Source organism: Mesorhizobium sp. WSM4813, assembly GCF_055811555.1.
The window spans coordinates 15,341-34,957 of the sequence record NZ_JBVVQU010000062.1; the positions used below are offsets into that span (position 1 = coordinate 15,341).

Consider the following 19,617-nt stretch of genomic DNA (forward strand, 5'->3'; position numbering starts at 1 on the left):
ATGGCGATACAGGCAAAGTGATTTGTTCGTCATTTTCGCGCGCAAAGGCGGCCGAACTCAGGCGGCTTCGATGAAGCGGATAACCGTCTCGCCGTAGTTGCGCTCGTCGACAACCGAAAAGCCCGGCCCTGCCTCGAACGGCGCCGTTGCCGCCTCCTCGACGACGCAGAGCGCGCAGGAGGCGAGCCAGCCACCGGCCTTGGCCGAGCGCAAGGCACGCTCGCCCAGGCCCTTGCCATAGGGCGGATCGGCGAACACCAGGCCGAACCCGGCCATCGTGCCCGCCTCGCCCAGAGCCGTAGCGTCGCGGCGGAATATCTTGGTACGCCCGGTGAGGCCGAAGGCCTCGACATTGGTGCGGATCAGGCCGCGCCCTTCCGCCGATTCTTCGATGAAGACGCCATAAGACGCGCCGCGTGACAGCGCCTCGAGGCCGAGCGCGCCGGTGCCGGCAAACAGGTCGAGCACGCGCGCGCCGACCAGTCTATCGGGGAAGCGATGCGCCAGCACGTTGAAGACAGCCTCGCGGGTGCGGTCGGTGGTCGGGCGGATGGCGCTTGAGCGGGGCGTCGCCAGCGGACGCCCGCGAAACTCACCGCCGACGATCCGCATTGCCTCCCCTTGATCCCTTGGGGCCACTGCGCGGCCGGTCGCCGCCTTTGCCGGTATCAGTACTGCCGGAATTGGGGCGTTCGCCACGCGGCTTGCCGAACGGCTTTGCGCCTCCGGGTTTGGCGGGCTTGCCATAAGACGGCTTGAACGAGGCCTTGCGTTCCTTGGCTTCGGCCGCCTTGGCGGCATCGGCGTCCGCCCTGCCCTTGCCGATCGGCCGCGCACCCGGCGCCATCCAGACATTGGCCTTGCGCTGGCCCGGCGGCTCGATCGGGCGCTGCTCGCGTTCGGACTTTTTCCCTCCGCCCGGTTTGCCGCCGAATCCACCGGGCTTCGGGCCGCGATCGCCAAAGCCGCCGCGTGGCGCGCTACGCTCAGATTTTGGGCCACGCTCACCAAAGCTCTTTTCCGGCCCAAAGCTTCTGCCGGGACTTGTCGACAGCTTGCCCAGCGCCTCGTCGCGGCTGCCTTCGCGGCGTTTGCGGTTCTTGATCAGCCCGCCTTCGCCGATCGGGCGGCGTTCGCCGTCGCGGGTGAATTTCGGCCGCTCCGGTTCCTCTTCCCGCACCGCTTCCCGCCGCACGGGCCTGTTGGAAAACGGCTTGGTGATCTCAGCGTCGAAATTGGCGCCGGACTCCTCGACCAGGCGTTCACCGAGCTGGTCGCGCAGCACGCGGCCCTTGATCTCCAGCACATGGCCCTCAGGCAGATCGTCGAGCTGGAATGGTCCGTAGGAAATGCGGATCAGTCGCGTGACGTCGAGGCCAAGCGAGCCCAGTATATTCCTGACTTCGCGGTTCTTGCCCTCGCGTAAGCCGAGCGTCAGCCAGGCATTGGTGCCTTGCTCGCGGTCGAGCGTCGCCTCGATGGCGCCATAGAAGACGCCGTCGACGGCAATGCCTTCGCGCAAGCCGGCGAGCGCACTTTCCTCGACCTTGCCGTGGACGCGTACGCGGTAGCGCCGGAGCCAGCCGGTTGCCGGCAGTTCGAGCACGCGCGCCAGCCCGCCATCGTTGGTGAGCAGCAGCAGGCCTTCGGTGTTGATGTCGAGCCGGCCGATGGTCATCAGCCGCGGCAGGTCGGCCGGCAGCACGTCGAAGACGGTCTTGCGGCCCTCGGGATCACGGTTGGTGGTGACGACGCCGGCCGGCTTGTGGAACAGGAACAGCCGCGTGCGCTCGATCGGCGGGATCTCCATGCCGTCGAGATGGATGATATCGCCGGGCATCACATTGGAAGCGGGTGAGGACAGCACCCTTCCATTGACCTTGACGCGGCCGGCCGCGATCAGCTCCTCGGCATCGCGGCGCGAGGCAAGGCCGGCGCGGGCCAGCCGCTTGGCGATGCGCTCACCAGCCTCTTCCGTCGCTTCGGCGGGACGCGGGCGCGGCTTGAAGCCGCCGCCCGATGCCCCTTGGGGCCGATCACCGGCAAAATCGCGCTTGGGATGATCACCGAAGTCGCGCTTGGGGCGATCGCTGAAGTCTACCTTGGGACGGTCGAAGCGCCTTTCGCCGCGCTCGCCTTCGGCAGCCGCCGGCCGGTCGCCGCGCGGTGCGTAGGGCTTGCGCGGACCTTCGCGCTTCTCATAAGGCTTGCCGTCCGGACGCGGCCCTTTGCTGAACGGCCGGTCGCCGGCCTTGAAGTCGCGCTTCGGCCGCTCGCCTTCCGCGGTCACCGGGCCGTCGCCACGCGGCGCGTATGGCTTGCGCGGCCCCTCACGCTTTTCATAGGGCTTGCCTTCAGGGCGCGGCCCTTTGCTGAACGGCCGGTCGCCGCTCTTGAAGTCGCGCTTCGGCCGCTCGCCGTCAGCCGCCATCGGGCGGTCGCCACGCGGCGCGTAAGGTTTTTTCGCGCCGAGGGACGGCTTACCGCCTTTGCCGGCAGCGGCATCACGACCACGCGGGCCCGACGGTTTCGGGCCGCTCTTGCGCGGGAATTTCTTGTTTTTGTCGTCCATGTGGCCTTTGCTCGTTTGGGCGGGTAGATAACAGGATCACGCCTCAGTAGCGAGGAGATAATAGGAATGGAAACCGCTTGAAGCGGCCGGATTTCATGGCGCTGGCGCTGAAAGAGGCCGAAGCCGCCGCCTTGCGCGGCGAAGTGCCGGTCGGCGCGATCATCGCAAGCGGCGATACGGTCGTTGCCAGTGCCGGCAACCGCACCCGCGAGCTTGCCGACCCCACCGCCCATGCCGAGATGCTGGCGATCCGCGAGGCCTGCCGCAAGCTGTCAAGCGAGCGACTCACCGGCCACGATCTCTATGTGACGCTGGAGCCCTGCGCGATGTGCGCCGGCGCCATTTCCTTCGCCAGGCTTCGCCGGCTTTATTTCGGCGCCGCCGACGAGAAGGGCGGCGCTGTGGTCAACGGCGTGCGCTTCTTCGCCTCACCGACCTGCCACCATGTGCCAGATATCTATCCGGGCATGGCCGAAAGCGACGCGGCGCTGCTTCTGAAGGATTTTTTCAGGGAGCGACGCGAACCGTAGCGTCGCCAGCTTTCCCTAAAGCGCGTCGCGTTTGACCGGCCTCATGCGACGCTCTCTAGGTCGCTGTTTTATGCATGTCGTTATCGCAAAACCGCTGCACACTTTTGCGCGACATGCATTAGCGCCGGCAGCTTACCACGGCAGCCAATCGAACATGCCGCTCTTGTTCTTGGCGGCCGCTTCCTTCTTGAGGCGGCGTTCTTTCTTGTATTCGTCCTCGCCGATGTCGTCCACCGGCGCGGTTGCGGCAGCGGCGCGGTATTGCACCGGCGGCTCGCTCAGATATCTGCGGGTGTTGGGGTCACCCTGCTTGGCTTCAGCGAGGCGGCGCTTGACCTCGGCGGCGCGCCCCTTGTCGGAATCCGCCGGCGTCCAGGCCGGCGGATGACTGGAAGCCGACTGCGCCATCGCAGCCTTGATCGCCGACGGATCCGTCTGGACGTCATCGACGATCTGCGCCTGGTAGGACGGATCGTCCTGATTGAGCGTGGCCTCGGCACGCAGGCGAGCCCGGCGTTGCTCGGGCGATTCCGGCCAATCGGCGCTTGCCGTCGCGATGCTGTCCTGCGGCGGCGGCAGTTCCTTCTGACCCGGCGCCGGCTTCACCAGTTCGGGGCGCGGCTTGTAGTCGATCTTTTCCTTGTTCTTCGGCATGACTGAAAAAGCGCTGGTGAGATCGCCGGCAAGCTGGGCGGAGGCGGTCTTGTCGGTCCCGTAGGTCGGCGAGCCCATGCAGCCGGACAGGGCCAAGCCGGATACGACAAGCGGTGCCAGCAGCGCAACGCGCGCGCAAGTTCTTTCGGTCATGCCAAAAAGTCCCACTCTAGACAGCCTCTCGATCGCCACCGGCCAAAGGTCCGGTCCCCATCCCTATGCTCTTCCGACGGAAATCCGGCGACAATTTGTCGTCCGGAGTTTCGCGTGTTTACCTCAACCACTCGTTAAGGGCAACGAGCGGGGGCCGATCAGCCGCCCCCCGTGGCATTTGTGCACCGCCTTATATTCGACCAAGCGCCTTCAATTCATGCAGGACCGCCGCGTCCCGCGCCGAAACGTCGGGGAAATCCCCGTCCTGCCCGACATCGGCCGTGTAGCGCCAAGAGCGCGCGCATTTGACCAGGCCTCGGTCCTCGGCCTTCTCAACCACTACGGCGACGCCCTTGACGTCGTCCAGCGTGAAGGCACCAGAAGGCGCGTCGCCATGCGCAATGGCCAGATCGCTGGTGATCGCCATTTCGGCCATGTCGACATATGATATCGCCGCTTCGAGCGCCGCATCATCGAGCGTGACGACCGGCACCGCTTCCAGCGACGAGCCGATGACCTTCTGGGCGCGTGCGATCTCCAGCGCGCCAGTGACGACACGGCGGACCTGCCGCACCTTGCGCCATTTTTCCGCCAGCGCCTCGTTCTTCCAGTCGGCCGGGATTTGCGGGAACTGGTCGAGATGCACCGAGACGGCGTCCGGATGACGGTCGAGCCAGGCCTCCTCCATGGTGAAGGGCAGCATCGGCGCCAGCCATTTCACCAGGCAGTCGAACAGATGGCGCACCACCTGCACGGACGCCTTGCGCTTCACGCTGGACGGCGCCTCACAGTAGAGCGCGTCCTTGCGGATATCGAAATAGAAGGCCGACAGCTCGACCACCATGAAGTCGAGCAGCATGCGGGTGATGCGCTTGAACTCGAAGGCGTCATAGCCGGCGCGCACGACTTCATCGAGTTCGGAGAGCCGATGCAGCATCAGCCGCTCCAGCTCCGGCATCTTATCCAGGGGCACTTCCTCGCCATCGTCATGGGCAAGCGTGCCCAGCATCCAGCGTATGGTGTTGCGCAGCTTGCGGTAGGCGTCGATGTTGGTCTGCAGCACGTTCTTGCCGAGCCGCTGATCTTCCCAGTAGTCGGTCGTCACCACCCATAGCCGCAGGATATCGGCGCCCGACTGCTTGATGACGTCCTGCGGCACGACGGTGTTGCCGAGCGACTTCGACATCTTGCGCCCCTCCTCGTCCATGGTGAAACCATGGGTGACGACGGTCTCGTAAGGCGCCCTGCCCCTGGTGCCGCAGCTTTCAAGCAGCGAGGAGTGGAACCAGCCGCGATGCTGGTCGGAGCCTTCGAGATAGACGTCGGCCGGCCATTTCAGGTCCGGACGATCCTCCAGGGTGAAGACGTGGGACGAGCCGGAATCGAACCAAACGTCGAGGATGTCCATCACCTGCTGCCATTTCGAGGCATCGTGATTGCCGAGGAAACGCTCCTTGGCGCCGGCCGCGAACCAGGCGTCGGCGCCTTCCTTCTCGAAGGCGTCCATGATGCGCTGGTTGACCGCCTCGTCGCGCAGGACGTTGCCGTCGGCATCGGCGAAGACGGCGATCGGCACGCCCCAGGCGCGCTGGCGCGACAGCACCCAGTCGGGGCGCTCCTCGATCATGGCGCGGATGCGGTTCTGGCCGGCGGCTGGCACGAAGCGGGTGTCGTCGATCGCCTTCAAGGCACGGCTGCGCAGCGTGGTGCCGTCCCCCAGATCCTTGTCCATATAGACGAACCATTGCGGCGTGTTGCGGAAGATGATCGGCTTCTTCGACCGCCAGGAATGCGGATAGGAATGCTTCAACCGCCCGCGCGCGAACAGCGCATTGCGCTTGATCAGCTCGTCGATGACCGCCTGGTTGGCGTTGCCCTTCTTGCCGTTGTCGTCGATGACGCGCGCCGCTCCCCCCTCGCGGTCCGAGCCAAAGCCCGGCGCATCCTTGGTGAAGAAGCCGGCATCGTCGACGGTGAACGGGATCGCGGTGTCGATGCCGCGCTGGCGAAGGTCCGAAGCCGCATCCATCCAGGCGTCGAAGTCCTCGCGGCCGTGGCCCGGCGCGGTGTGGACGAAACCAGTGCCGGCTTCGTCGGTGACATGCTCGCCGGCGAGCATTGGGACATCGAATTCGTAGCCGCCATTCAAACCTTTGAAGGGATGAGAAAGCGTAAGGCTTCCAAGCTCATCGGCCGAAACCCTACGGAGGCGATTCATCGTCACTTTGGCTTTGGTCGCGGCCTCTTCCGCCAGCGCGTCGGCAAAGATCAGCCTTTCGCCAGGCTGCGGGCCGAAAGCGTTTTCTGCCGCTGTGACCTCGTAGAGGCCATAGTTGATGCGTGGCGAATAGGTCACGGCGCGGTTGCCGGGGATGGTCCACGGCGTGGTCGTCCAGATGACGACATGGGCCTCCAATAAGTCCAGTGACGTCTGCGTCAGCTTTGGATCCAAGGCTGGCTGTCCATCTTCGACGCTAGTGACTTGCCGGGCAAGGCTGACGACCGGAAACTTCGCCCAGATCGTGTCGCTCTCGTAGTCCTGATATTCGACCTCGGCCTCGGCCAGTGCGGTGCGCTCGACCACGCTCCACATCACCGGCTTGGAGCCGCGATAGAGCTGGCCCGACATGGCGAATTTCAACAGCTCGCCGGCGATGCGCGCCTCGGCATGGAACGCCATCGTCGTATAGGGATTGTCGAAGTCGCCGACCACACCGAGCCGCTGGAACTCGCCACCCTGCACCTTGATCCAGTGCGCGGCGAACTCGCGGCATTCCTTGCGGAACTCGTTGACCGGCACCTCGTCCTTGTTCTTGCCCTTGGCGCGGTATTGCTCCTCGATCTTCCATTCGATTGGCAGGCCGTGGCAATCCCAGCCGGGCACATAGTTCGAATCGTAGCCGCGCATCTGAAACGAGCGGGTGATGACGTCCTTGAGGATCTTGTTCAGCGCATGGCCGATATGGATGTTGCCGTTGGCGTAGGGCGGGCCGTCATGCAGCACGTATTTTTCGTGGCCGGCGGCGTTGTCGCGCAACTTGCGGTAAAGGTCCATGTCCTGCCAGCGCTTGACCAGCAGCGGCTCCTTCTCTGGCAAGCCGGCACGCATCGGGAAATCCGTCTGCGGCAGATAAAGCGTTTTGGAATAGTCGATCGTTTCAACAGTGTCGGTCATTGAGGTATCGGTCATTGGTCTGCCATACGCATTGCCCGGCAAAAGAGCCCGGGCGTTGAACTATCATGATCTGGAAAAAGCGCGAGAGGCCGCGCGCAAAATTCCCGGCGGCTCCGGCGGCGCTCAAGCCGCCCGGAACACCGGGCTCGTAATTCGTATCGCAATCGCGAGAGGGCGCGAAAAGCTCGTCATGGCTGGGCTTTTAACCGAGACAGGCGATATTGAAAAGCCCGAACTCTCGGTACCTTGCTCGCAGCTAGTGACGTCATAATGCATCCGGCCGATACGCGATTGCCGGAGCCGAAACATTCACATCGAGAAATCGAAACGATAGGTCGTCGATACGCCGATCATGAACTGATCTCTGGAGCCGCGCTCCCTGACCAGGCTGGAATCGGCTGCCGGGCCCATCAGACGTAAATATTCGCCGAACAGGCTGGCTGTCATCGGCTCGGTCACCTTCCAGGTCACCGCGCCGCCGAGGCCCGCCGACTTCATGCCGCCGCCCGGGCGGTATTGGCTGAGGCCCGAAGCCACGGCTTCCTCGGCGTTGACGCCGTAATAGGCGTCGAAATAGTCTGACGAGGCAAACGAGACGCGCGGCCCGCCCGAAATTCTGACGTCGGGCGTCATATCATAGAATGCGTCGGCGGCGATGTCGGCGACAAAGCCGCTATGGGCGCGAATGCCGTGCCGCAATTCGGCGCGGGCGCGCAACCAGTCAAAAGGATAGAATTCGAAGAAGCCGCCGGCTTCGCCGCCCCAGCGCACCGGGTCGAGGCCTTTCAGCTCGTCGGCGTCGTCGCCATCGCGCGAAAACAGCAATTTTCCGGCCAGGCCGGCGCGAATGCCGCCGTCGTCGATCAGCGCCAGCGAGATGTTGTCGTTGCGCGAGGTGAAGCGGGCCGCAGTGCCGGCCTTGCCGAGCGAAATGATCGGCTGGGCGCTGAGTATATAGCTCTTGCTGCCTTCGAAATCGGGGGCGACCAGGCCCGTAGCACCGACTGTCAGATACCAATCGCCGGACATCCAGCCGAAAGCGCCCTCGCCGGCTTTGGCGAGACCGGGGGCCCCAAGTATGAAGGCGGCCAGAACCACCGGAATCGCTCGGACAGAACGCATCGTTACTCCATACATCGAACACGTTGGCCGACACAACCAGCCTTCACCAGCCATGGCGCCAGTCCGGTAAAATTTGACTTAATATCCGTAACATCGGCGGCGAATGCACGCAACGAATAGGTCGCCCGTAGCCGGCTCGTCCGGCCAAGCGGATCGCTCAGGGTTTGGCGCTCGCAGGCTGCTCGCTTTACGGGCAAGCCCATCAGCGTTACCCTCCAAGCCGGCAAGGTAACCTTGAGGGAGAAGGGCGATGACACTGCACGGCGATGTCTTGAAAGATGCAATCGGTCAGACGCGGGCGAAATGGGGATGGTTCGTCGGGCTCGGCGTTCTGCTGCTGATCCTCGGCGGCATCGCCTTCGGCAATCTGTTCATCGCCACGGTCGCCTCGGTCTATGTCGTCGGCTGGCTGATGCTGATGGCCGGAATCATCGAGATCATGCATGCCTTCGGTGTGAAGACTTGGAGCCGGTTCTTCTACTGGCTGCTCAGCGGCCTTCTCTATGCAGTCGCCGGGTTCTTCGCCTTCTACAATCCGCTGCTGGCCTCGGCGGTGCTGACCTTCCTGCTGGCGGTTGCCCTTCTCGCTTCTGGCGTGCTCAGGGCCTGGGTCGGGTACAAGCACAGACCGGAAAAAGGCTGGGGCTGGCTGGTTGCGGCCGGCGTCATCAGCGCGCTGGCAGGACTGATCATCGCCATGGGCTGGCCAGTCAACAGCGTATGGGTGCTGGGGCTGTTTCTCGCCGTCGACCTGATCTTCCAGGGCTGGGCCTTCATTGCGATCGGCCTGGCGCTGAAGAAGTAGGTCCTTGTTTTAGCATGATCTTGTCCGAAAAACCGGTTTCCAGTTTTTGCTTCGCTGACCTTCGGTTCGGGATCATGCTTAAAAAGCAATGGCCGCGTCGAGCTCGGAAAGCGGGCTGACGCCGGCAAGCAGCGCCCTCGCCTCGGCCTCGTCGCGCTTCATCTGCGCGACCAGCGCGTCGAGCCCGTCGAACTTCACCTCGGCGCGCAGGAAACCGAAGAAGGACACCGCGCATATCTCGCCGTAGAGATCACCGGAGAAGTCGAAGACGAAGGTTTCCAGAAGCGGCGCGCCATTGTCATCGACGGTCGGGCGGCGGCCGAAGCTGGCAACACCATCATGAAGCGTGCCGTCGGCGCGACGGAAGCGGACGGCATAAATCCCTTCCTTCAGAGTGGCTTCCGGCGAAAGCCTCATATTGGCGGTTGGAAAGCCGAGCGTCCGGCCAAGCTGCTGGCCGCCGATCACCTCGCTTTCGACCGTGAAGCGGTAGCCGAGCAGGCCGGCGGCCTCGGCCACCGCGCCTTCGCACAGCAGCGCCCGGATCCGGCTCGACGACACCACCTCGGCGCCCTCGTCGCGAAACGCGTCAACCAGGGTGACGCCGAAGCCGTGGCGTTCGCCGGCCGCCATCAGATAGGCCGGGCCGCCTTGCCTGTCCTTGCCGAAGTGGAAGTCGAAGCCGGTCACCGCGTGACTGATGCCGAGATTCCTGTCCAGCACGTCGGTCACGAACGCTTCCGCCGACAGTGCGGCAAAGTCGCGCGTGAACGGCTGTTCGACGAGTGCGGCAAAGCCCAGATACGACAACAGCCTTGCCTTCATCGGTGGCGGCGTCAGCACGAACAGCGGTATCTCAGGCCGGAACACCTTTCTCGGATGCGGCTCGAAGGTCAGCACCAGAGCCGGCACGCCGCGCCGGCGGGCCTCGGCAAGCGCGCGCTCGAGCACCGCCTGGTGGCCGCGGTGCACACCGTCGAAATTGCCGATCGCCACCACGCCACCCCGCAAATGGGCCGGCAGCGGCGAGATTGCAGAAACGCGTTCGAAGGCGTCCGTCATTTCGGGGCTTCCGTCATCGAGCGACCCTACTGCAGTCTCGGAATGACCGCGACCGGCCAGTAGCCGTGCCTTTCCAGAAAGGCAATTAGCCTGGCCGGATCCGGTTGTAGCGGATCGCCGTAGTCGCGGGCATGGATGCCGCCCGACACGTAGAGCACATCGAAGCCGTTGTCGGCAGCACCCTTGATGTCGGTCATCATGCCGTCGCCGATGGCCAGCACGTCCGAGCGCTCGACGGTGCGGCCGAGCAGGTCGGCGATCTCCTTCATCGCGACGTCATAGACCGGGGCATAGGGTTTTCCGGCGATCAGTGTCCGCCCGCCGAGCTGGGCATAGTCGCGGGCCAAGGCCCCGGCGCACCAGATCATCCGCTCGCCGCGCTCGACCACGATGTCGGGATTGGCGCAGATGAAAGGCAGGTTCCTGGCGCGTAGCCGTCGCAGAAGATCGGCGTAGTCCTCCGGCTTCTCGACCTCGTCGTCGAACAGCCCGGTGCAGACCACGCCGGATGCCTCGAACTCCTCGACCAGCTCGACATCAAGCCCGTCATAGAGGGTGAAGTCGCGGTCGGCGCCGATATGAAAGATCTTTCGCGGGCCCTCGATGATCAGGTCGCGGGTCACGTCACCGGAGGTGACGACGCGGTCGTAGGCCGCCGAGGGAACGCCGATCGCATTCATCTGCGCCACCACATCGGCGCTTCGGCGTGGCGAATTGGTGATCAGCACCACAGGTATTTTCGCTTCGCGTGCGCTGGCCAGCGCCAGAGCCGCGGCCTGAAAATGTCGTTCGCCATTGTGGACCACACCCCACACGTCGCAAAGAATGGCAGAATAGGCTGCCGACAAATCCGCGAGCGAGCCGATGATATCGGGCGAATCCGCCATATCGTTTCCCAAGTCATGATGGTTGCGAGCGCCGCCGCCGACGATCCGCAGCGACCGGACCGCATTAACCGAAGCTCTTCACCCTGTCACCAGCTTTCGCCGCGTTTCAACATCGCCGCCCAGCAATGAAGGCATAATCGCAAAGGACAAAAATTTTCGTTTCCAGAGCTTTAGCCGATTCCGGAGACTCCGCGGCGGTCCCGATCGCGGGAGGCATTGGCCCCAGCGGCGGCGTGGTTAACGAGCTTTGAAAAAGTGTGTCGATCTTGGAGATATTTTAGCAATCTGAAATTTAAGGATTGGTGGCATCTGTTCGCCGACCAAGGGGTTCTGGCGGGGTGCTGACGGCAATGATCCGAAAATTCGGTAGGGACCGGCGTGGCAACTATACGCTGATGACGGTCATCACCATGGTGCCGCTCATGGGCGGCTTGGCGCTCAGCGTCGACTACTCGGAACTGCTCCGCCAGAAGAACGCCACGTTGAATGCCCTGGACGGCGCCGGCCTCGCTACCGCTCATAAGATCGTCTCCGGCGCAAGCGACGACGACGCCAAAGCCTATGCCAAGACTTTCTTCGAAGCCAATCTCGGCCCTGTCGATCCGGCCAATACGCTGCTCACCGTCACCCTGCCCAACAGCAATGCGGGCGGAGGCACGTTAAAGCTCTGCAGCGCCCTGACGTACCACCCCTATTTTCTGCCGGCTGCCGCCATGCTGATGGGCGGCGGGACCACCAGCAATACAACCTTCACGGCGTGCTCGGAAATCCGCCTCAAGAACACGCTGGAAGTAGCCCTTGTGCTCGATAATTCCGGCTCGATGAATAATCTGGGTTCCGGCACCGGCGCGAAGCGAATAGACCTGCTGAAGACTGCCGCCAAGCAGCTTGTCGATACGCTGGCGCTGCAGGCACAGCAGATGAAGCAGGTCAGCAAACCGGTGCAGTTCTCCCTGGTGCCGTTCGCTGCTTCGGTCAATGTCGGTCCCACCCATGACCAAGATAGCTGGATGGACCAGGACGGCATCTCCCCGATCCAGCACGAGGATTTCGACTGGACGAAGATGACCCCCGCCAACGATCCAGACAAATACGCTGAGAAGCTCAACGGCGTCTGGTACAAGCGCGGCGCCGGCTGGGGCGACAGCGAGGATCAACCACTGACCCGCTTCAGCCTTTACGCCGACATCACGGTCGAGTCCGGCCGCGAAGAAGTGCCTAACACGAAACAGTATATCTGCGACACCTATAACAAAAAAGGCAACTGCAGCAGCGGCCACTGGACCACTCCGGAATATATCTACACCACCAGTCGCTATGCGAGTTGGCAGGGTTGCGTCGAGGCGAGGCCGCACCCGTATAATAACGACGATACGACGCCGAACAGCGCCACGCCTGCCACGCTGTTCGTGCCGATGTTTGCGCCGGACGAGGCTGGCACCCTCTGGCTCGATTTCAACCGCGACGGCGCTAACGACGTGACCTATCTGTCCTATGGTTACGGCAACAACTGGTGGGCCGACTGGCCCTACACCGCAAATCCGACCGCATCCGAGCGGCAGTCGGACATGCGCAAATATTTCCTGATCAAGCCCTACGGTTCGAACTCGGCCGCCTCGGGCGACGGCCCGAATGCGTCCTGCACGACCAACCCGATCACGACGCTCAAGGACGTGAGCCAGCTTGCCGAGAAAGAGGAGATCAAGAACGCCATCGACGCCATGGCGCCGAACGGCAACACCAACGTGCCGGAAGGCCTTGCCTGGGGCTGGCGGACGGTGTCGAGCAACGAACCATTCACCGAGGGCCGGCCGAACACCGAAAGGGGCAACGACAAAGTGGTCATCGTGCTGACCGACGGCGCCAATACCTACAGTGCCGTCAGCGACAGCGGCTATGCCAACAACAGGTCGACCTACGCCGCTTACGGCTACACCGGCCTGACATATCCGGGATCTGGAAGCGTGACGCGCCTGTTCATGAACACGAGCACCGACATCGGCAAGACGACCTATACCGGCGCCAATTACACCGCCGCGCTGGACGAGCAGATGCAGACCCTTTGCGCCAACGCGAAGAATTCGAACATTCTCGTCATGACCGTTGCGCTCGACCTGTCAACCAGCGATGCCGGCGACAAGAAAGCACTCGACGCGCTGAAGGCCTGCTCCTCGGACTCGCGCTTCCGCAAGGATCCCACCGATCCGACCAAGCCGGCCAAGCTGTTCTGGAACGCTACCGGTGCGACGCTGTCGGACAATTTCAAGGAAATCGCCAACGAATTGTCGAACCTGCGCATCGTCGGCTGAAGGCGCGCCATCGCACAGAAATGACAGGCTGGCAGGACAGAGGAGGGCGCGAAGGATCGCGACCGAACAGCTTTGTTCTGGGCCGCTGCATTCTTCGGCTGTTAACGCTGCTCCTGCCTACATCGGCCGCCGGTCCGGCTGCGCCCGCTCCGGTTCGACCACCCTGCGATAGAGATGCCACGTCGCATGGCCAAGCACGGGCATGACGACGGCGAGCCCGGCAAACAGCGGGATCGAGCCGATGACCAGCAGGACGGCCACCATCAGGCCCCACAGCGCCATCTGCAGCGGGTTTGTCATCACCGCCCGTGCCGAGGTCTCGATTGCCGAGACTGCGCCGACATCACGGTCGAGCAGCAGCGGGAAAGCGACGACGGTCGTCGCCAGCACGATCGCGGCGAAGACGAAGCCAGCCGCATTGCCGAGCAGGATCAGCGTCCAGCCCTTGGGCGTGGTCAGCACCTCGCGCACAAAGCCACCGATCGAGGCCGGCGGCTGAGCGCCGAACAGGCTGGTGTAGATCGATTGCGCGGTGTACAGCCAGAGCAGGAACAGTGCCACCAGCATGATGCCGATAATCGCGATCGCCGGTAACGCCGGCGAGTGGCGCACCTCGAGCGCGTGCCACCAGGACGTGTCCATGCCGAGCTCGCGGCGGCGGCTGATCTCGTACAGTCCGATCGCGGCGAAGGGTCCAAGCAGGGCGAAGCCGGACATCAGCGGGTAAAGCAGCTGGATGGCGTAGGCGCCGGATGTCGTCCACTGCGCCAGGATCAATCCGACCACCGGATAGATCAGGCACATGAACACGTAGTGCGATGGCTTTGCCCAGAAATCCTCGACGCCGAGCCGCAGCGCATCCATCAGGTCCGCCGTGGTGATGCGGCGCACCGTGGGCTGCACGTGCATTCCACGTGCGTCCGACATGACATGAAAGCTGGCCATAACCATTTCTCCCGTATCCGGGGGCGGCCACCGCCAGGCTGGCCGCCCGTAGCTGCCACTTCAAGAGCGATGGCATGATAGCCGAATTTGATGTGCTTGTCGCGAATCGGGTGGTGTTAGCGCGCGCCGCGCGGCACAGGGCGTGTTCGCGCCGGGCGACTGATGTATGCTAGGCAGCAAAGCGTTCAATCACCTCGGCCAGCGGAATATGGCCAAGACAGGCACCCGAACCCGCCGGCTTTTCGCCATCCTCGATGGCCTGCGCATACCGCACGTCCGGATCGCTTTCGATCCGGCGGCGCAACACCGCCAGTTGGGGCAGGCGGGCCCGTCGACCGCCTTGTGGAACTCTGCCCAGCGCGCCACGCACCGCGCAGGCGCGGCCCTGCGATGGCTCATGGGCGGCTTGAAGCGGCGATCGCCGGATAGTCGGTATAGCCAGCGGAGCCGCCGCCATAGAGCGTCGCGGGGTTGAACTCCGTCAGCGGCGCGCGCGTCCTCAGCCGTTCCACAAGGTCGGGATTGGCGATGAACGGGCGCCCGAAGGTGAACAGGTCCGCTTTGCCCTCGGCGAGCCGCGACGCCGCGAGCTCGAGGTCATAGCCGTTATTGGCGATATAGGTGTTGTTGAAGCGCCGGCGGAGCGATCCGAAGTCGAACGGCGCGACATCGCGCGATCCGCCCGTAGCGCCCTCGACGACATGGATGTAGATGATGCCCAACGCGTCGAGTTGATCGACGATATAGTCGAACTGCGCCTGGGGGGCGCTGCTGGAGACGCCGTTGGCGGGCGAGATGGGCGAAATCCGGATGCCGGTGCGCTCAGCACCGATCTCCTCGACCACCGCAGTCGCAACCTCCAGCATCAGCCGGGCGCGGTTCTCGACCGACCCGCCATAGGCATCCGTGCGGACATTGGCGCTGTCTTTGGCGAACTGGTCCAGCAGATAGCCGTTGGCGCCGTGAATCTCGACGCCATCGAAGCCGGCCTCGATGGCGTTCGCGGCTGCTTGTCGGAAATCACTAACGATCCCCGGAAGCTCGTCGAGCTCCAGCGCGCGGGGGTCCGAAACGTTGACAAAGCCGTTGTTGACGAACGTCTTGGTCGCGGCCCGGATCGCCGAGGGCGCCACGGGCGCGGCGCCGTTCTCCTGCAGATCGACGTGCGACACGCGGCCGACATGCCAGAGCTGCAGAAAAATCCGCCCGCCCTTGGCGTGCACGGCGGACGTGACCTTGCGCCAGCCGTCGATCTGAGCCCGGGAGTAGATGCCGGGTGTGTCCTGGTAACCCTGTCCCTGCTGCGAGATCTGCGTGGCCTCCGAAATCAGCAGGCCGGCCGACGCGCGCTGGCCGTAATACTCCGCGGCGAGATCGCCTGGAACGAAGCCCGGGCCAGCGCGATTGCGCGTCAGGGGCGCCATGACGATACGATTGGATAGGGTCAGCGAGCCGAGAGTATAGGGCTCAAACAGCGTTGTGCTCGTCATAGGTCACCTTTGTTGTCCCCGCCGCGGCGGGTCGTTATCGAAATGGCTTCGTTGGTGCTCAGGCGACCGTGCGGTACCGCTCGGCGGGATGTTCGTTCCGATAGTTCGGAAGCATGGCCTGGCGCGCGGCCTGAAGCGCGTCCCACTGCCCGGCATCGGGAAGCGGCGGGATGGTCACCGGTTCGCGGCGGTCGAAGCCGACCAGCGCCGCATCAACCAGATCGTTCACCTCCATCACGTTGGACAGCGTGTTGACGTCGGCGGAGCACGGCCTGGACGTAGACACCCTTCGGCGCGAGCTCGAGGCTGAGTCCCTGCGACAGAAACAGCACGAAGGCTTTGGTTGCGCCGTAGACGGTCATGCCGAACTCCGGCGCCAGGCCGACCACGGAGCCGATGTTGACGATCGCCCCTTCGCCGGCCGTCGCAAGACGCGGAGCCATGGCGCTGGCAAGCCGCAGAAGTGCGGTCGTGTTGAGCGCAACGAGTCGCGCGACGTCATCGGTGCTCTGCTCGATAAAGCTTCCGCCGATGGCCGTTCCGGCATTGTTGACGAGGATGCCGATGCGGCTGTCATCGCGCAGCCTCGTCTCTACCGTTGCAAGCTCGGCAGGCTGCGTAAGATCAGCCTGGATGATGTCGATCGCCACGCCATTTTCCTGACGCAGACGGGCCGCCAGGGCCTCCATTCGTGCCATGTCGCGGGCAACCAGCACGAGGTCGTGCCCGCGGCGCGCGAAGCGCTCGGCATAGGCGGCTCCGATGCCGGTGGAGGCGCCGGTTATGAGGACTGACGGAATGGTGGTCATGGCATTGCTCTTTTCTCTGATGGACTCTATATTCATGACGATCATCATGATTGCCGCTAAATATGATAATCATCATGTAAATGTCAACGGGGCCGGCGGAGAATTTTGAAATGAAGGTCAGTCGAGAACAGATGGCGGAGAACCGTCGCCGAATTCTGGATGTTGCCAGCCGGCTGTTTCGCGACAAGGGGTTCGACGCGGTCAGCGTGGCGGAGGTGATGAACGCCGCCGGGCTCACCCATGGCGGCTTCTATGGCCATTTCAGTTCGAAGGACGACCTGATCGCGCAGACCCTTGCCCATGTCCTCGCTGCGGACTCAGGCGGAGGGGGCGATCTTCGCGCTTATGTGGATGCCTATCTTTCGCCCCGGCATCGCGACAACCCCGCCGGTGGTTGCCCGACGGCGGGCCTTGCCGCGGCCATTCGCCATCAGACCCCGGCTGCACGCTCGGCCATGACGGAAGGCCTTCGATCGCAGATCGACCGTATCGGCAAGTCGCTCCCGGAGTTGGATCCGGCAGACAGACGCCGCGCAGCGATCGGAAGCTGGGCAGCGATGGTGGGGGCAGTGATCCTCGCCCGGGCGATAGATGATCCCGCGCTTTCGGATGAAGTTCTGGAACAGACGCGTGCCTGGATCAATGGTGGGATCAGCCAAGTGTCTGCCGGCTAGCGGTCTGCGGCAGGAGTGCTCTTGTCGAGAGCAATGCGGCCATCGGCGGTGGTTGGGTGACTATCTTGGAGATATCGCGCCGTAGCATGCAATCAGCGGGGTTCGCGGACGGCTAGGCTAGGGGCGCAGTGAGCGAGATTTTTGAGCGCCTGCCCGGCAAAAGCCATGATCACCGCTATGTCAGTCGGGCATGACCGTTGCCAAAATCGAAAATTCCGCTGCCCGATCAAACTTTAACAGGCGAATGCTATTTAGGGCTGCCGGCCTCGCCGCGCTGGCCGGGCTCGCTGCCTGCGCCACCGTGCTGCCCACCGGCGAAGGCGCCGGGGTCTCCGCCTCCGCCGTCGGAACACTGGCGGGCATCCGTGCCTCAGCCGGTCTTGGACCGCTTGTCCCCGACCCTCAGCTCGAACAGGCAGCCCTGCAGCAGTCCGGCTATATGGCGCGCGGCGGCCGCATGACCCACACCACCGGCTGGGGCAAGGGATTTGCCTCGCGCGTCAAGGGCAACGGCATTGCCGGTGCTGCCGCCGAAAACATCGCCGAGGGCCGTTTCGATCAGCAGAAGCTGTTCGACATCTGGATGCATTCGGCCGGACATCGCCGCAACATGCTCGACCCGCGCTTCACGCGCTTCGGTCTGGCCTATGTCCGCGATGGCCGCGACAGCTCGCTGCGCTACTGGAGCCTCGTTCTGGGCAAGTAGGAAGCGCGACCGGCACGTCGCGCCGATCCGCACTCATCAATCCATATGCGCGGCAGGTGCTCCACCGGCGTCCGGACCCGCCTTTGGCTTGCGCAGCAGGAAAACAAACGGGATGGCGAGCAGCGTCATCATCATCAGCAGCTTGAAGTCATTGACGTAAGAGATCATCATCGCTTGGATATTGACCATGCCGTCCACTTGCGAAAGCGCCGTCGGATCGCCGCCCGCCGCTGCCGGTGACGCCGCCCAGAGGTTGGGATTGAACGGATTGATGTAGGCCGAGAGCTCGGCATGGTTGACCTGCGTGTTGCGTACCAGCAGAACCGTCACCACCGATACGCCGATCGACGAGCCAAGATTGCGCACCAGGCTGAATAACGCCGTGGCATCGGTGCGGAAGCGTGCATCGAGCGTGGCGAAGGCCACGGTCGACAGCGGCACGAACACCATTCCCATTCCAAGCCCCTGGATGATGCCGGAGCTGAGGATCAACCAGTTGTCCATCTGCGGTGAAAAGCCGGACATAGTGTAGAGCGATTGCGCGGTCAGCAGGAAGCCGATGACGACGAGGATTCGGGGATCGACCTTGTGCATCAGGCGGCCGACCAAGAGCATCGAGATCATCGTGCCGACGCCGCGTGGTCCCATAACGATGCCGATGGTGACGGTCGGATAGCCGAAGATGGTCGACAGCATTGGCGGCAGCAGCGCCATGCTCGCCAAAATGAGCACGCCCATGACAAAGATGAACGCCAGCCCGGTCACAAAATTGCGGTCGAGGAATATCTTCGGGTCGATGAAGGGCTGCTCCGCCGTCAAGGTGTGAATGGTGAACACCCAGAAGCCGGTGATGGAAAGACCGAGTTCGATCCAGATCTCGACCGAGGAAAACCAGTCGACCTCACCGCCGCGATCAAGCATCAGCTGCAGCGCGCCGACGCCGAGCGAGAGCATGGCGAAGCCGAAGAAATCGAAGCTCCGCACCCGCCTTGCAATGCTTGGAAGATATGCGGCCATGCCAAGGAAGGCGATGATGCCGACCGGCAGGTTGATGAAGAACACCCAGCGCCAGTTGAAATTCTCGGTCAACCAGCCACCCAGAGTCGGGCCAAGGATCGGTCCCAGCATGATGCCGGCGCCCCAGATTGCCATCGCCTGGCCGTGGCGTTCCCTCGGGTTGATGTCGAGCAGGAAGGTCTGCGACAGCGGCACGATCGCCGCGCCGAACACGCCCTGCATGAGGCGGAACAGCACCATGGTTTCAAGGCTCCACGCCAGACCGCACAGCATGGAGAAGACGGTGAAACCGACCACCGCCGTCAGGAACAGCTCCTTGCGGCCGAAGCGGTCGGCCAGCCAGCCGGTCACCGGCGTCATGATCGCCGCGGCAACGATGTAGGAGGTCAACACCCAGTTGATGTTGTCGGGGGAAGCGCCGAGGTCGCCGGTCATGGTCGGCAGCGCGACGTTGGCGATCGTGGTGTCGAGCGCCTGCATGATCGTCGCCAGCATCAACGCAACGGTGATCAGGCCGCGGTGCGGCACTTCGCGAAAGGGTTCTGGCGTGCTCATGATGTGGAACTTCCGGCAGGTAACAAAAACGTATACACTAGAGATGTGCGTCCATTTGGACGCACAAAGTACGCTCTAGGCCGTGTGGACAGTTACCGCAACCATAGGACAATAGCCGCGAGAGTGACAACGGCGCGGTAATTGCGGGCGGT

17 protein-coding genes and 1 pseudogene are annotated in these 19,617 nt (G+C 63.5%); 6 read left to right on the forward strand and 12 right to left on the reverse strand.

Translation table 11 applies throughout. The annotated features are described in order from the left end of the window. Nucleotides 1-57: 57 nt before the first annotated feature. Together rsmD and AC0L25_RS27225 are read right to left on the reverse strand one after the other, a co-directional pair. A complete protein-coding gene (gene rsmD / locus AC0L25_RS27220; RefSeq protein WP_473598334.1) occupies nucleotides 58-612 on the reverse strand; it encodes a 16S rRNA (guanine(966)-N(2))-methyltransferase RsmD in 555 nt (184 codons plus the stop codon). Beyond that, nucleotides 593-2,572 (reverse strand): pseudouridine synthase, encoded by a 1,980-nt coding sequence (locus AC0L25_RS27225; protein ID WP_473598335.1) that lies wholly within the window; start codon nucleotides 2,570-2,572, stop codon nucleotides 593-595. Before AC0L25_RS27225 ends, rsmD begins: the two co-directional genes overlap by 20 nt. A gap of 77 nt (nucleotides 2,573-2,649) precedes the next feature. Between AC0L25_RS27225 and AC0L25_RS27230 the strand changes: the two genes are divergently transcribed. Next, complete coding sequence (locus AC0L25_RS27230; protein WP_473598336.1) at nucleotides 2,650-3,102, forward strand: nucleoside deaminase; 453 nt, start codon at nucleotides 2,650-2,652, stop codon at nucleotides 3,100-3,102. A gap of 132 nt (nucleotides 3,103-3,234) precedes the next feature. Here AC0L25_RS27230 and AC0L25_RS27235 read toward each other — a convergent pair whose 3' ends face one another. Both AC0L25_RS27235 and ileS read right to left on the reverse strand, forming a co-directional pair. Then, on the reverse strand, nucleotides 3,235-3,909 hold the full coding sequence (locus tag AC0L25_RS27235; protein ID WP_473598337.1) for a hypothetical protein: 675 nt from the start codon (nucleotides 3,907-3,909) through the stop codon (nucleotides 3,235-3,237). Nucleotides 3,910-4,099: 190 nt separating this feature from the next. After that, the gene (gene ileS / locus AC0L25_RS27240; protein WP_473598338.1) at nucleotides 4,100-7,084 is read right to left on the reverse strand and encodes an isoleucine--tRNA ligase; all 2,985 of its coding nucleotides are present in this window, start codon (nucleotides 7,082-7,084) and stop codon (nucleotides 4,100-4,102) included. Nucleotides 7,085-7,139: 55 nt separating this feature from the next. Here ileS and AC0L25_RS27245 point away from each other — a divergent pair, with 55 nt between their 5' ends. Beyond that, complete coding sequence (locus AC0L25_RS27245; RefSeq protein WP_473598339.1) at nucleotides 7,140-7,355, forward strand: hypothetical protein; 216 nt, start codon at nucleotides 7,140-7,142, stop codon at nucleotides 7,353-7,355. A gap of 38 nt (nucleotides 7,356-7,393) precedes the next feature. On the opposite strand, the gene AC0L25_RS27250 is transcribed toward AC0L25_RS27245, so the two are convergent. Further along, nucleotides 7,394-8,206, reverse strand: a complete 813-nt coding sequence (locus AC0L25_RS27250; RefSeq protein WP_473598340.1) for a MipA/OmpV family protein — start codon at nucleotides 8,204-8,206, stop codon at nucleotides 7,394-7,396. Nucleotides 8,207-8,456: 250 nt separating this feature from the next. Between AC0L25_RS27250 and AC0L25_RS27255 the strand changes: the two genes are divergently transcribed. After that, nucleotides 8,457-9,011 carry an HdeD family acid-resistance protein gene (locus AC0L25_RS27255; RefSeq protein WP_473598341.1) on the forward strand — a complete coding sequence of 185 codons (555 nt, stop codon included), beginning with the start codon at nucleotides 8,457-8,459 and terminating at the stop codon, nucleotides 9,009-9,011. Nucleotides 9,012-9,089: 78 nt separating this feature from the next. Here AC0L25_RS27255 and AC0L25_RS27260 read toward each other — a convergent pair whose 3' ends face one another. Together AC0L25_RS27260 and AC0L25_RS27265 are read right to left on the reverse strand one after the other, a co-directional pair. Next, on the reverse strand, nucleotides 9,090-10,073 hold the full coding sequence (locus tag AC0L25_RS27260) for a bifunctional riboflavin kinase/FAD synthetase (RefSeq protein WP_473598342.1): 984 nt from the start codon (nucleotides 10,071-10,073) through the stop codon (nucleotides 9,090-9,092). Nucleotides 10,074-10,099: 26 nt separating this feature from the next. After that, nucleotides 10,100-10,960, reverse strand: a complete 861-nt coding sequence (locus tag AC0L25_RS27265; RefSeq protein WP_473598343.1) for a TIGR01459 family HAD-type hydrolase — start codon at nucleotides 10,958-10,960, stop codon at nucleotides 10,100-10,102. 350 nt (nucleotides 10,961-11,310) lie between these two features. On the opposite strand from AC0L25_RS27265, the gene AC0L25_RS27270 reads away from it, so the two are divergent. Continuing rightward, nucleotides 11,311-13,269 (forward strand): TadE/TadG family type IV pilus assembly protein, encoded by a 1,959-nt coding sequence (locus AC0L25_RS27270; protein WP_473598344.1) that lies wholly within the window; start codon nucleotides 11,311-11,313, stop codon nucleotides 13,267-13,269. 117 nt (nucleotides 13,270-13,386) lie between these two features. On the opposite strand, the gene AC0L25_RS27275 is transcribed toward AC0L25_RS27270, so the two are convergent. The 4 genes and pseudogenes from AC0L25_RS27275 to AC0L25_RS27290 all read right to left on the reverse strand — a co-directional run bounded on the left by AC0L25_RS27275 (nucleotide 13,387) and on the right by AC0L25_RS27290 (nucleotide 16,513). Continuing rightward, on the reverse strand, nucleotides 13,387-14,214 hold the full coding sequence (locus AC0L25_RS27275) for a DUF2189 domain-containing protein (RefSeq protein ID WP_473598345.1): 828 nt from the start codon (nucleotides 14,212-14,214) through the stop codon (nucleotides 13,387-13,389). A 169-nt stretch (nucleotides 14,215-14,383) separates the two neighbouring features. Continuing rightward, entirely contained in the window at nucleotides 14,384-14,518 is a 135-nt protein-coding gene (locus tag AC0L25_RS27280) for a hypothetical protein (RefSeq protein ID WP_473598346.1), read from the reverse strand. Nucleotides 14,519-14,609: 91 nt separating this feature from the next. Then, nucleotides 14,610-15,704, reverse strand: a complete 1,095-nt coding sequence (locus AC0L25_RS27285; RefSeq protein WP_473598347.1) for an alkene reductase — start codon at nucleotides 15,702-15,704, stop codon at nucleotides 14,610-14,612. A gap of 58 nt (nucleotides 15,705-15,762) precedes the next feature. Beyond that, nucleotides 15,763-16,513: pseudogene (locus tag AC0L25_RS27290) on the reverse strand (SDR family NAD(P)-dependent oxidoreductase). A gap of 110 nt (nucleotides 16,514-16,623) precedes the next feature. Here AC0L25_RS27290 and AC0L25_RS27295 point away from each other — a divergent pair. Together AC0L25_RS27295 and AC0L25_RS27300 are read left to right on the forward strand one after the other, a co-directional pair. Next, the gene (locus AC0L25_RS27295; protein ID WP_473598348.1) at nucleotides 16,624-17,187 is read left to right on the forward strand and encodes a TetR/AcrR family transcriptional regulator; all 564 of its coding nucleotides are present in this window, start codon (nucleotides 16,624-16,626) and stop codon (nucleotides 17,185-17,187) included. A 190-nt stretch (nucleotides 17,188-17,377) separates the two neighbouring features. Continuing rightward, on the forward strand, nucleotides 17,378-17,893 hold the full coding sequence (locus AC0L25_RS27300) for a CAP domain-containing protein (protein ID WP_473598349.1): 516 nt from the start codon (nucleotides 17,378-17,380) through the stop codon (nucleotides 17,891-17,893). 36 nt (nucleotides 17,894-17,929) lie between these two features. Here the strand turns inward: AC0L25_RS27300 and AC0L25_RS27305 are convergent, their stop codons facing one another. Then, entirely contained in the window at nucleotides 17,930-19,465 is a 1,536-nt protein-coding gene (locus tag AC0L25_RS27305; protein ID WP_473598350.1) for a DHA2 family efflux MFS transporter permease subunit, read from the reverse strand. Nucleotides 19,466-19,617 lie beyond the last annotated feature (152 nt).

What these genes read in the sequence shown, in the direction of transcription:
- rsmD (WP_473598334.1), bottom strand. Translation starts at nt 612, where the DNA reads ATGCGGATCGTCGGCGGTGAGTTTCGCGGGCGTCCGCTGGCGACGCCC.
- AC0L25_RS27225 (WP_473598335.1), bottom strand. Translation starts at nt 2,572, where the DNA reads ATGGACGACAAAAACAAGAAATTCCCGCGCAAGAGCGGCCCGAAACCG.
- AC0L25_RS27235 (WP_473598337.1), bottom strand. Translation starts at nt 3,909, where the DNA reads ATGACCGAAAGAACTTGCGCGCGCGTTGCGCTGCTGGCACCGCTTGTC.
- ileS (WP_473598338.1), bottom strand. Translation starts at nt 7,084, where the DNA reads ATGACCGACACTGTTGAAACGATCGACTATTCCAAAACGCTTTATCTG.
- AC0L25_RS27250 (WP_473598340.1), bottom strand. Translation starts at nt 8,206, where the DNA reads ATGCGTTCTGTCCGAGCGATTCCGGTGGTTCTGGCCGCCTTCATACTT.
- AC0L25_RS27255 (WP_473598341.1), top strand. Translation starts at nt 8,457, where the DNA reads ATGACACTGCACGGCGATGTCTTGAAAGATGCAATCGGTCAGACGCGG.
- AC0L25_RS27260 (WP_473598342.1), bottom strand. Translation starts at nt 10,073, where the DNA reads ATGACGGACGCCTTCGAACGCGTTTCTGCAATCTCGCCGCTGCCGGCC.
- AC0L25_RS27265 (WP_473598343.1), bottom strand. Translation starts at nt 10,960, where the DNA reads ATGGCGGATTCGCCCGATATCATCGGCTCGCTCGCGGATTTGTCGGCA.
- AC0L25_RS27270 (WP_473598344.1), top strand. Translation starts at nt 11,311, where the DNA reads ATGATCCGAAAATTCGGTAGGGACCGGCGTGGCAACTATACGCTGATG.
- AC0L25_RS27275 (WP_473598345.1), bottom strand. Translation starts at nt 14,214, where the DNA reads ATGGCCAGCTTTCATGTCATGTCGGACGCACGTGGAATGCACGTGCAG.
- AC0L25_RS27285 (WP_473598347.1), bottom strand. Translation starts at nt 15,704, where the DNA reads ATGACGAGCACAACGCTGTTTGAGCCCTATACTCTCGGCTCGCTGACC.
- AC0L25_RS27295 (WP_473598348.1), top strand. Translation starts at nt 16,624, where the DNA reads ATGAAGGTCAGTCGAGAACAGATGGCGGAGAACCGTCGCCGAATTCTG.
- AC0L25_RS27300 (WP_473598349.1), top strand. Translation starts at nt 17,378, where the DNA reads ATGACCGTTGCCAAAATCGAAAATTCCGCTGCCCGATCAAACTTTAAC.
- AC0L25_RS27305 (WP_473598350.1), bottom strand. Translation starts at nt 19,465, where the DNA reads ATGAGCACGCCAGAACCCTTTCGCGAAGTGCCGCACCGCGGCCTGATC.